Here is a 13,473-nt window from a genome sequence, read left to right as displayed (position 1 = left end):
CCGAATTTCCCGTAAGCCGATTTCAGGCAGGAACCCCATGATGGACGCCTTCGAACTTCCCCGCACCCTGGTCGAGTCCCTTCAACGTCGCGCCGCGCAGACCCCGGACCAGGTCGCCTTGCGCTTCCTCGCCGAGTCGGCCGAGCACAACGTGGTGCTCAGTTACCGTGACCTGGACCAACGCGCCCGCACCATCGCCGCCGCCTTGCAGGCCAACGCCGAGTTGGGCGACCGCGCGGTGCTGTTGTTCCCCAGTGGCCCGGACTACGTCGCGGCGTTCTTTGGCTGCCTGTACGCCGGGGTGATCGCGGTACCGGCCTACCCGCCGGAGTCCACCCGCCGTCATCACCAGGAGCGCTTGCTGTCGATTATCGGTGACGCCGAACCACGCCTGCTGCTGACCATCGCCAGCCTGGCCGATGGCCTCGCGCAGATCGAAAACGCGCCGCCGGTGCTGAGTGTCGACACCCTCGAAGCACAGATCGCCGGCGCCTGGAGCGCCCCCGACCTGCACCCCGATGACATCGCCTTCCTGCAATACACCTCTGGCTCCACCGCGTTGCCCAAGGGCGTGCAAGTCAGCCACGGCAACCTGGTGGCCAACGAAGTGCTGATACGGCGCGGCTTTGGCATCGACCTGAACCCTGACGATGTGATCGTCAGCTGGTTGCCGCTGTACCACGACATGGGCCTGATCGGCGGCCTGCTGCAACCGATCTTCAGCGGCGTGCCGTGTGTGTTGATGTCGCCGGCCTACTTCCTCGGCCGGCCGTTGCGCTGGCTCGAAGCGATCAGCGAATACCGTGGCACCATCAGCGGCGGGCCGGATTTCGCCTACCGCCTGTGCAGCGAGCGGGTCAGCGAGACGGCCCTGGAACGCCTGGACTTGAGCCGCTGGCGCGTGGCCTATTCCGGCTCCGAACCGATCCGCCTCGACACCCTGGAGCGCTTCGCCGAGAAGTTCGCCGCCTGCGGGTTTACCCCGAATAATTTCTTCGCCTCCTACGGCCTGGCCGAAGCCACTCTGTTTGTCGCCGGCGGCCGGCGTGGCCATGGCATCCCCGCGCTACGTGTCGACGAGCAGGCCCTGGCCGCCAACCGCGCCGAGCCGGGGCAGGGCAGTGCGATCATGAGTTGCGGCACCCGCCAGCCGGAACACGCGGTACTGATCGCCGACCCGCACACACTGGCCGAGCTGGCCGACAACTGCGTCGGCGAACTCTGGGCCAGCGGTCCGAGCATCGCCCACGGCTACTGGCGCAACCCGGAGGCCAGCGCCAAGACCTTCGTGCAGCATGCCGGCCGCACCTGGCTGCGCACCGGTGACCTGGGCTTTATCCGCGAGGGCGAGGTGTACATCACCGGTCGCCTGAAAGACCTGCTGATCGTGCGCGGGCACAACCTGTACCCCCAGGACATCGAACAGACCATCGAGCGCGAAGTGGAAGTGGTGCGCAAGGGCCGGGTCGCCGCGTTTGCGGTGAATGACCAGGGCCTGGAAGGCATCGGCATCGCCGCGGAAATAAGCCGCAGCGTGCAGAAAATCCTGCCGCCTGAAGCGCTGATCAAAGCTATCCGCCAAGCCGTGGCCGAGGCCTATCAAGAGGCGCCGTGCGTGGTGGTGTTGCTCAACCCCGGCGGCTTGCCCAAGACCTCCAGCGGCAAGGTGCAGCGTGCGGCGTGCGCGCTTCGGCAGGCCGACGGCAGCCTCGACTGCTACGCGCAGTTTCCCGATCTGCACGCGCAGGCGAGCGCTGTTGCGCTGGAATCCGAACTGCAAAGCCAGATCGCCGCGATCTGGTGCGAGCAGTTGCAGGTCGCCACGGTGGCGGCCGACGATCACTTCTTCCTGCTCGGCGGCAACTCCATCACCGCCACCCAAGTGGTCGCGCGCCTGCGCGAAACCCTCGGCCTGGAGCTGAACCTGCGCCTGCTGTTCGAGGCGCCGACGCTGTCTGCATTTGCTGCCAACGTGGCGCAACTGCAACAGGACGGCGGCATCGCCCAAGGTGCTATTCATGCCTTGTCACGCCAGGAAGAGCTGCCGCAATCCCTGGCCCAGAACCGCCTTTGGATCACATGGCAACTGGACCCACAAAGCAGCGCCTACACCATCCCCGGCGCTCTGCGTCTGCGTGGCGAGCTGGATGAAGACGCGCTGCGCTCAAGCTTCCAGCACCTGATCCAGCGCCACGAAGCCCTGCGCACACGCTTCTATGAGCTTGATGGCCAGGCCTTCCAGCGTGTGGATGCCCACAGCGATTTCGACCTGCAAATCATCGACCTCAGTGATTTGCCCGCCGCCGAGCGTGAAGCCCGCGCGCAACAGATCCGTGAAGACGAAGCCCGCACCCAGTTCGATCTGGAAAAAGGCCCGCTGCTGTGGGTGACCCTGGTGCGCCTGGACGATGAGGATCACCAGTTGCTGGTGACCCTGCACCACATCATCGCGGACGGCTGGTCGCTGAATATCCTCATCGACGAGTTCTCGCGTCTGTACGCCGCCGCACGCCAGGGCCAGGCCCTGACGTTGCCGCCACTGGCCTTGCAGTACGCCGACTACGGCAGCTGGCAGCGCCAATGGCTGGCCGACGGTGAAGGCCAGCGCCAACTGGCGTACTGGAAAGCCCAACTGGGGGACGAGCACCCGACCCTGAGCCTGGCCACCGACCACCCGCGTGCGGCCCGGCAACGCCACAGCGCGTCGCGCCATAGTGCGCGCCTGAGTGTCAGCCTCAGCGAAGCGATTCGCCAGACTGCCCAGGCTAACGAGTCCACGCCGTTCATGCTGTTGCTGGCGGCGTTCCAGACCTTGCTCTACCGCTACAGCGGCCAGCGCGATATCCGCATCGGCGTGCCCAATGCCAACCGCCCGCGCCAGGAAACCCAGGGCCTGATCGGCTTCTTTATCAACACCCTGGTGCTGCGTGCCGAGCTGGACGGACGCTTGCCTTTCACTGAGCTGCTGGCCGCCACCCGCGAGACTGCACTGGGCGCCCAGGCCCACCAGGACCTGCCGTTCGAGCAACTGCTGGAAGCCTTCCCGCAAGCCCGCGAACAGGGCCTGTTCCAGGTCATGTTCAACCACCAGCAACGTGACCTCAGCGCCTTGCGCCGTCTGCCGGGCATGCTCGCCGATGAGCTGCCCTGGCACAGCCGCGAAGCCAAGTTCGACCTGCAACTGCACAGCGAAGAAGACCGCAACGGGCGTTTGAGCCTGTCCTTCGACTACGCCGATGAACTGTTCGACAGCGCGACCATCCAGCGCCTGGCCGAGCATTTCATTCACCTGCTGCAGGCCGTGTGCGAACAACCGCAACAGGCCATCGGCGACCTCCAGCTGATGCAGCAGGACGAACAGTCAGCGTGGAGCCAGGCGCCGTGCGCACCGGCTCAACACTGGCTGCCCGAACTGCTCAACCAACACACCTCGGACGCCACCGCGCTGGTCTGGCAGGACGGCAGCCTGACCTTCGCCCAACTGCACACCCAGGCCAACCGCCTGGCCCATTACCTGCGTGACAAAGGTGTCGGCCCGGACGTGTGCGTGGCCATCGCCGCCGAGCGTTCGCCGCAGTTGCTGGTCGGCCTGCTGGCGATCATCAAGGCCGGTGGCGCCTATGTGCCGCTGGACCCGGATTACCCTGCCGAGCGCCTGGCCTACATGCTCAAGGACAGCGGCGTGCACCTGCTGCTGACCCAGACCGCGTTGCTGGACCGCGTGCCGAGTGCCGAAGGCGTGTGCGTGATTGCCATGGACACCCTGCACCTCGACGGTTGGCCGACCCAGCCACCGGGCCTGCACCTGCACGGCGACAACCTCGCCTATGTGATCTACACCTCCGGCTCCACCGGCCAGCCCAAGGGCGTGGGCAATACCCACGCGGCGCTGGCCGAGCGCTTGCAGTGGATGCAGGCTACCTATCAACTGAATGACAGCGACGTGCTGATGCAAAAGGCGCCGATCAGTTTCGACGTGTCGGTGTGGGAGTGCTTCTGGCCGCTGATCACCGGCTGCCGCCTGGTGCTGGCCGGCCCTGGCGAACATCGCGATCCGTACCGCATCGCGCAGTTGGTGCAGGCGTACGGCGTGACCACGCTGCACTTTGTGCCGCCGCTGTTGCAGCTGTTTATCGACGAACCGCTGGTGGCCGAGTGCACCAGCCTGCGTCGCCTGTTCTCCGGTGGCGAAGCCTTGCCCGCCGAGTTGCGCAATCGCGTATTGGCGCAGTTGCCGGCGGTGCAATTGCACAACCGCTATGGCCCGACCGAGACCGCGATCAACGTCACCCACTGGCAGTGCCGCGCCGAGGATGGCGAGCGCTCGCCGATTGGCCGGCCGCTGGGCAATGTGATCTGCCGCGTGCTGGACGAGCAGCTCAACCCGTTGCCGGCCGGTGTGCCGGGTGAACTGTGCATTGGTGGCATCGGCCTGGCGCGCGGTTACCTTGGGCGTGCCGGCTTGACCGCCGAGCGCTTTGTCGCCGACCCGCTGGGCGAGGCCGGCGCGCGCCTGTATCGCACCGGTGACCGCGCACGCTGGAGCGCGGATGGCGTGCTTGAATACCTCGGCCGTCTCGACCAGCAGGTCAAGCTGCGTGGCTTCCGGGTGGAGCCGGAAGAAATCGAAGCGCGCCTGCTGGCCCTGGACGGTATCGCCCAGGCCGTGGTGCTGGTGCGTGACGCGCAGTTGATCGGTTACTACACCGCCCATACCGCGCTGGACGAACAGGACGTAAAAGCCGCCCTGGCCGCCGAGTTGCCGGAGTACATGGTGCCCGCGCAACTGATGCGCCTGGACGCGATGCCGCTGAGCCCCAGCGGCAAACTCGACCGTCGCGCATTGCCGGCGCCGGTGTGGCAAACCCGCGAACACATCGAGCCCGAAACACCCTTGCAGCAGCAGATTGCAGCGATCTGGCGTGAAGTGCTGAGCGTGCCCCGGATCGGCCTGCGCGATGACTTTTTCGCCCTCGGCGGCCACTCGTTGCTGGCCACGCAAATCATCTCCCGCACCCGCCAGGCCTGCGACGTCGAACTGCCGTTGCGCACCTTGTTCGAAGCCAGCGAGCTGGGCGCTTTTGCCGAGCAAGTCGGCCTGATCCAGGCCAGCGGCCAACGCAACCAGCAAACCGCAATCGCCACCGTCGACCGCAGCGTGCCGGTGCCGTTGTCGTATTCCCAGCAGCGCATGTGGTTCCTGTGGCAGATGGAACCGGACAGTCCGGCCTACAACGTCGGCGGCATGGCGCGCCTGCGCGGTGTGCTGGATGTGGCGCGTTTCGAAGCGGCGTTGCAGGCATTGATCCTGCGCCACGAAACCCTGCGCACCACCTTTCCGAGCGTCGACGGCGTGGCCTGTCAAAAGGTCTCGGCGCAGACCGGCCTGCGCATGGATTGGCAGGATATTTCTGCACTGGACGAAAGCGCACGTGAGCAGCGTCTGCAGCAACTGGCCGATGTTGAAGCCCACACGCCGTTCAACCTGGAAACCGGGCCGCTGCTGCGCGCCTGCCTGGTCAAGGCCGGCGAGCAGGAGCACTACCTGGTGCTGACCCTGCACCATATCGTCACCGAAGGCTGGGCCATGGACATCTTTGCCCGTGAACTCAGCGCGCTGTACGAAGCGTTTATCGATGAGCGCCTGTCACCGCTGCCACCGTTGCCGGTGCAGTACCTGGACTACAGCGTGTGGCAACGCCAATGGTTGGAGTCTGGCGAGCGCCAACGCCAACTGGATTACTGGACCGCGCAACTGGGCAGCGAACACCCGTTGCTCGAATTGCCCGGCGACCGTCCACGGCCACCGGTGCAAAGTCACCGGGGCGAGCTGTACCGCTTCGACCTCAGCGACGATCTCGCCGCTCGTGTGCGTGCCTTCAACGCCGAACGTGGCCTGACCCTGTTCATGACCATGACGGCCACCCTGGCGGTGTTGCTCTACCGCTACAGCGGCCAGACCGACCTGCGCATCGGCGCGCCGGTGGCCAACCGCATTCGCCCGGAAAGCGAAGGGCTGATCGGGGCGTTCCTCAACACCCAGGTGCTGCGTTGCCAGCTCACTGGGCAGATGAATGTTGCCGAGCTGTTCGAGCAGGTCCGCCACACCGTGATCGAAGGCCAGTCCCATCAGGACCTGCCGTTCGACCATCTGGTGGAAGCCCTGCAACCGCCACGCAGCGCGGCGTACAACCCGCTGTTCCAGGTGATGTGCAACGTGCAGCGCTGGGAATTCCAGCAGAGCCGCCAACTGGCCGGCATGACCGTCGACTACCTGGCCAACGATGCCCGCGCGACCAAGTTCGACCTCAACCTGGAAGTCACCGACCTCGATCATCGCCTGGGTTGCTGCCTGACCTACAGCACTGATTTGTTCGATGAACCACGCATTGCGCGCATGGCCGAGCATTGGCGCAACCTGCTCGAAGCGTTGATCGCCAATCCGCAACAATGCCTCAGCGAACTGCCGTTGCTGAGCGCCACCGAGCAACGTGCGTTGCAGGACAGCCTGGGCGTGGAAGCCGGCGAGCATCGTCTCGACCAGTGCATCCATCAACTGTTCAGCCAGCAGGCGCTCAAGCGTGCGCAGGCCCCGGCGCTGACCTTTGCCGGTGTCACCCTCACTTATGCCGAACTGGACGCCCGCGCCAATCGCCTGGCGTGGATGCTGCGCGAGCGAGGCGTCGGCCCGCAGGTGCGTGTCGGCCTGGCGCTGCCGCGCTCGCTGGAAATGGTCATCGGCCTGCTGGCGATCCTCAAGGCCGGTGGCGCCTATGTGCCGCTGGACCCGGAATACCCGCTGGACCGCCTGCACTACATGATCGAAGACAGTGGCATCGGCCTGTTGCTCAGTGATGCGGCGATGTTCGAAGCCCTCGGCGAATTGCCGGCGACCGTGGCCTGCTGGTGCCTGGAAGATGACTTGCCGGTGCTGGCGAATTACCCCGCCGGCGAGCTGCCGTTTATCAGCGTGCCGCAGCATCAGGCCTACCTGATCTACACCTCCGGCTCCACCGGTAAACCCAAGGGCGTGGTGGTGTCCCACGGTGAAATCGCCATGCATTGCCAGGCCGTGATCGAGCGCTTCGGCATGCGCCCGGACGATTGCGAGCTGCACTTTTATTCGATCAACTTCGACGCCGCCACCGAGCGTTTGCTGGTGCCGCTGCTCAGCGGTGCGCAGGTAGTCCTGCGCGCCCAGGGCCAGTGGGATGCCGAGGAAATCTGCGGGCTGATTCGTACCCATCGCATCAACATCCTCGGTTTTACTCCGAGCTACGGCAGCCAGTTGGCGCAGTGGCTCGCGACCCAGCAGCAGACCTTGCCGGTGCGCATGTGCATCACCGGCGGCGAAGCGCTGACCGGCGAACACGTGCAGCGTATCCGTGCGGCGTTCCAGCCCGAGGTGTTTTTCAACGCCTACGGCCCGACCGAAACCGTGGTCATGCCCCTGGCCAGCCTCGCGCCGCAGCAACTGGAGGAGGGGGCCGCCAGTGTGCCGATCGGCAGCATCATCGGCGACCGCGTGGCCTACATTCTCGACGCCGACCTGGCACTGGTGCCTCAAGGCGCGACCGGCGAGTTGTATGTCGGCGGCGCCGGTCTGGCCCAGGGTTACCACGAACGTCCGGGGATGACGGCCGAGCGGTTTGTCGCCGACCCGTTTGCCGCCGCTGGCGGTCGTCTGTATCGCACCGGCGACCTGGTGCGCCAACGCGCCGATGGCCTGGTGGAGTACCTGGGGCGCATCGACCATCAGGTGAAGATTCGCGGTTTCCGGATCGAGCTGGGCGAGATCGAAACCCGCCTGCTGGAGCACGCCGCCGTACGTGAAGCGGTGGTGCTGGCGCTGGATTCGCCGAGTGGCAAACAGCTGGTGGCGTACCTGGTCAGCGACGCCGACCACGCCACCTTGCGTGACGCGCTCAAGGCCCATCTCAAGGTACAACTGCCGGACTACATGGTGCCCGCGCACCTGATCGTCCTCGACAGCATGCCGCTGACCGCCAACGGCAAGCTCGACCGCCGCGCCTTGCCGCAACCCGACCCCGAGGCCAATCGCCAACACTACGTGGCGCCGCGCAACGAGCTGGAAAGCACCTTGGCGGCGATCTGGTGCGCGGTGTTGAACGTGCAGCAAGTCGGCCTCGACGATAACTTCTTTGAACTGGGCGGTGATTCGATCCTGTCGATCCAGGTGGTCAGCCGCGCACGGCAGGCGGGGATTCATTTCAGCCCCCGCGACCTGTTCCAGCACCAGACCGTGCAAACCCTGGCCGCGGTCGCCACGCGCGCCGAGCAGATCATCGCCGAGCAAGGCGTGCTCACCGGCCGCTCGGGCCTCACGCCGATCCAGCACTGGTTCTTCGACACCGATATTCCTGCGCGTCAGCACTGGAACCAGGCGCTGGTGCTCAAACCGCTGCAACTGCTCGACCCTCATCGCCTGGAGCAAGCGCTGCTGGCGGTACTGGAACACCACGACGCCTTGCGCCTGAGCTTCACCCGGCGCGATGCGCAATGGCATGCCGAACACTTGGCCGTGCCCCAGGGCGGCGTGCTGATGCAGGCGCAAGTGCGCGATATGGCGCAGTGCACCGCGCTGTTCACCGACACCCAGCGCAGCCTCGACCTGGAACACGGCCCGCTGTTGCGCGCCTTGCTGGTGGATGGGCCGCAAGGTCAGCAACGCTTGCTGATCGCGATCCATCACCTGGTGGTGGACGGTGTGTCGTGGCGCGTGTTGCTTGAAGACCTGCAAAACGTTTACCGCCAGCTCAGCGAGGGCCAATCCGTCAGCCTGCCGGCCAAGACCAGCGCCCTGCGTGACTGGGCCGCCCGCTTGCAGGCGTATGCCGGCAGCGAATCCCTGCGTGAAGAGTTGAGCGTGTGGCAGGACCGGTTAGCTGGCCCTGATGCGGCATTGCCCGTGGCCCACCCGCACGGTTTGCGGCGCAATCGCGATGCCGATACGGTCAGCGTGCGCCTGGATGCCGAACACACCCGCCAGTTGCTTCAACAGGCGCCGAGCGCCTACCGCACCCAGGTCAACGACCTGCTGCTGACTGCCCTGGCACGTGTGTTGTGCCGCTGGACTGGGCACGCCTCGGCGCTGATCCAACTGGAAGGCCACGGCCGCGAAAGCCTGTTCGACGACATCGACCTGACCCGCAGCGTCGGCTGGTTTACCAGCGCTTACCCGCTGCGCTTGACCCCGCACGTCGGGCAGGGCGACTCGATCAAGGCGATCAAGGAACAGCTGCGTGCTGTGCCCCATAAAGGCTTGGGCTATGGCGTGCTGCGCTACCTGGCGGACGACGCGTGCAAACAAAGCATGGCCGCGCTGCCAAGCGCGCAGATCACCTTCAACTACCTCGGCCAGTTCGACCAGAGCTTCGGCGCCGATGCACTGTTCCATCCGCTGGACGAATCGGCGGGCCTGGCCCATGACCCGGACGCGCTGCTGCCCAACGAGCTGAGCGTCGACAGCCAGGTGTACGGCGGCGAATTGGTGCTGCGCTGGACCTTCAGCCGCGAACGCCACGACCAACAGACCATCCGGGACCTGGCGCAGGCCTACCTGGCCGAACTGCACAACCTGGTTGCGCATTGCCTTGAGGACAACGCCGGCGGCCTCACGCCGTCCGACTTCCCCCTGGCCCGCCTGACCCAGCCGCAACTGGATGCCTTGCCGGTACCGGCCAGCGCCATCGAAGACGTGTACCCGCTGACCCCGATGCAAGAGGGCCTGCTGCTGCACACCCTGCTCGAACCGGGCACCGGCCTCTACTACATGCAGGACCGCTACCGCATCAACAGTGCCCTCGACCCCGAGCGTTTCGCCCAGGCCTGGCAAGCGGTGATCGCCCGCCACGAAGCCTTGCGCGCCTCGTTCTGCTGGAACGTCGGCGAGGACATGCTGCAAGTGATCCACAAGCCGGGCAGCACGCCGATTGAGTACCTGGACTGGAGTGCCGATCCGGAAAGCGAACAGGAACCGCGCCTGCAAGCGCTTCTCAAGGCCGAGCGCGAAGCCGGTTTCGATCTGCTCAACCAGGCGCCGTTCCACCTGCGCCTGATCCGCGTCGGCGAAGCGCGCTACTGGTTCATGATGAGCAACCACCACATCCTGATCGATGCCTGGTGCCGTTCGCTGCTGATGAATGACTTCTTCGATATCTACATGGCCCTCGGCGAAGGCCGCGAGGCACAACTGGCTACGCCGCCGCGCTACCGCGACTACATCGCCTGGCTGCAACGCCAGAACCTCGCCGAAGCACGCCAGTGGTGGCAGCAGAATCTGCAAGGGTTCGAGCGCACGACGCCGATCCCGAGCGACCGGCCGTTCCTGCGCGAACATGCCGGCCACAGCGGCGGCATGGTGGTGGGCGACTGCTACACCCGGCTCGACGCCCGTGACGGTGCGCAACTGCGCGAACTGGCCCAGGCCCATCAACTCACCGTCAACACCTTTGCCCAGGCGGCGTGGGCGCTGGTGCTGCGGCGCTTGAGCGGCGACCGTGACGTGCTGTTCGGCGTCACCGTGGCCGGGCGCCCGGTGGAAATGCCCGAGATGCAACGTACCGTCGGCCTGTTTATCAACAGCATCGCGCTGCGGGTGAAGCTGCCCGAGGACGACCAGCGCTGCAGCGTACGCCAGTGGTTGAGTGCGTTGCTCGACAGCAATATGCAACTGCGAGAGTACGAATACCTGCCGCTGGTGACGATCCAGGAACACAGCGAACTGCCCAAGGGCCAGCCGCTGTTCGACAGCCTGTTCGTGTTCGAAAACGCCCCGGTGGAAGTCTCGGTGCTGGACCGCGCCCACAGCCTGAATGCCACCTCGGACTCCGGCCGCACCCACACCAACTTCCCGCTGACTGCCGTGTGCTATCCGGGGGATGACCTCGGCCTGCACCTGTCCTACGACCAGCGTTACTTCGACGAAACCACCGTGCAAGGCATGCTTGGCGAATTCAAGCGCCTGCTGCTGGCGCTGGTGCAGGGCTTCCACGGTGATATGGCCGACCTGCCGCTGATGGGCGAGCAGGAGCGCGCGTTCCTGTTGGACGGCTGCAACCAGAGCGAACACGCCTACCCGCTGGAGCGCAGCTATGTCGAGTTGTTCGAAGCCCAGGTGAGCGCTGATCCGCAGCGTATCGCCGCCAGCTGCCTGGACCAGCAATGGACCTATGACGAGTTGAACCGCCGCAGTAACGGCCTGGGTCATGCGCTGATTGCGGCAGGCGTCGGCCTGGACCAACCGGTGGCGTTGCTGGCCGAGCGTAACCTGGACCTGCTGGGCATGATCATCGGCAGCTTCAAGGCCGGTGCCGGTTACCTGCCGTTGGACCCGGGCCTGCCGAGCCAGCGTCTGAGCCGCATCATCGATATGAGCCGCACGCCGCTGCTGGTATGCACCGAGGCGTGCCGTGAGCAGGCCATCGAGCTGCTGGACGGCGTCGACTGCCAGTTGCTGGTGTGGGACGAAGTGCCTGCCCGTGGGGAAAATCCGGGCATCTACAGCGGCCCCGACAACCTTGCCTACGTGATCTACACCTCGGGCTCCACCGGCTTGCCCAAGGGCGTGATGGTCGAACAGCGCGGCATGCTCAACAACCAATTGAGCAAGGTGCCGTACCTGCAACTGAGCGCGACGGATGTGATCGCCCAGACGGCCTCGCAAAGCTTCGATATTTCCGTGTGGCAATTCCTCGCCGCGCCGCTGTTCGGTGCGCGGGTGGATATTGTGCCGAACAGCATCGCCCATGATCCGCAGGGCTTGCTGGCGCATGTGCAGGCACACGGCATCACCGTGCTGGAAAGCGTGCCGTCGCTGATCCAGGGCATGCTCGCCCAGGATCGCATCAGCCTGGACGGTTTGCGCTGGATGCTGCCGACCGGTGAAGCGATGCCGCCGGAGTTGGCGCACCAGTGGTTGTTGCGTTACCCGGATATCGGCCTGGTCAACGCCTACGGCCCGGCGGAATGTTCGGACGATGTGGCGTTCTTCCGCGTCAACCTGGCGTCTACCCGTGGCACTTACCTGCCGATTGGTACGCCGACGGACAATAACCGTTTGTACGTGGTGGATGGCGCGCTGGAATTGGTGCCCCAAGGGGCGGTCGGTGAGCTGTGCGTGGCCGGCACTGGTGTGGGCCGCGGGTATGTCAGCGATCCGCTACGCACCGCCCAGGTGTTTGTGCCGAACCCGTTCGGCGCACCGGGTGAGCGCCTGTACCGCACCGGCGACCTGGCACGGCGGCGCAGCGATGGCGTGCTGGAGTACGTCGGACGTATCGACCATCAGGTGAAGATTCGCGGCTACCGCATCGAACTGGGTGAAATCGAAGCGCGTCTGCATGAACAACCGGAAGTGCGCGATGCGGCGGTGGGCGTGCAGGAAGGCGTCAACGGCAAGCATCTGGTGGGTTACCTGGTGGCCGCCGATGAAGCCCTCAACCCCAGTGAACGCCTGGACCGCATCAAGCAACGCCTGCGCGCCGAACTGCCGGAATACATGGTGCCGCTGCACTGGCTATGGCTTGAGCGCCTGCCGCTCAACGCCAACGGCAAACTCGACCGCAAGGCCTTGCCGGAACTGGAGATCGGCCAGTTGCACAGCCAGGACTACCTGGCGCCGCGCAACGAACTGGAAGGCACATTGGCCGCGATCTGGGCCGAGGTGCTGAAAGTCGAACGGGTAGGGGTGCAGGACAACTTCTTCGAACTGGGCGGGCACTCGCTGCTGGCCACGCAAATTGCGTCGCGCGTGCAGAAGACCTTGCAACGGGACGTGCCGCTGCGGGCGATGTTCGAGTGCAGCACGGTGGCGGAATTGGCCGAGTACATCGAGGGGCTGGCGGCTAATGAGATCAGTGCGGAGAAGGTGGATCGGTTGAGTGATTTGATGGCGGAGTTGGAGGGGCTTTAATCTCCGCTGGGTTTGGGTGAGTACATATCCGTTGCTGCGGTCACGGCTACCTATGGTTCCGCCCTTACGGCGGGTCACTTTTGGAAGAGCGCCAAAAGTAACCAAAAACGCTTCGCCCCAACACTCGGCACCTCGCCTAGGCTCGGTGTGCCCTCACTCCGGCTTTGGAGCGTGGGCCGCCGCGATGGGCCATCCTTGGCCCAGCGCGGCTAACCCGGCGTCCTGCCGGGTTACCCACGCTCCAAAGCCTGCGTTCGGCCAGCGTGTTTGACGGGGCGATTTGAGATCAAAAGCCAAAGCGCGGCGGCCTTAGAGCCGACCGGAGTTGGGTCTGGTGTACTGGGTTAAAAATGTGGGAGGGGCGGTGCGACGATTCGACTTGCCCCCGATAGCGGTGAGTCAGTCAACCCAAATATCACTGACCCACCCTCATCGGGGGCAAGCTGAACTGGCCTAATGATTTTGGACACTTCAATCGGGCGCTATGATAGCGCCCAAATCTGAGGTGTTTGGATATGCGTAAATCTTATTCGAGTGAG

At 65.1% G+C, this 13,473-nt stretch carries 1 protein-coding gene; it reads left to right on the top strand.

Features of this window, described 5'->3' with window-relative positions; genetic code table 11:
• The first annotated feature begins 37 nt into the window (after positions 1-37).
• Positions 38-12,934, top strand: coding sequence for a non-ribosomal peptide synthetase (locus tag FBY10_RS14945; RefSeq protein ID WP_145336953.1), 12,897 nt, complete (start codon positions 38-40; stop codon positions 12,932-12,934).
• The last annotated feature ends 539 nt before the right edge of the window (positions 12,935-13,473 follow it).

The sequence above is a fragment of the Pseudomonas sp. SJZ103 genome (assembly GCF_007828335.1).
Lineage (GTDB): Bacteria > Pseudomonadota > Gammaproteobacteria > Pseudomonadales > Pseudomonadaceae > Aquipseudomonas.
The sequence above is the reverse complement of the archived record's forward strand: the minus strand, read 5'-3'. Positions and strand labels throughout refer to the sequence as shown.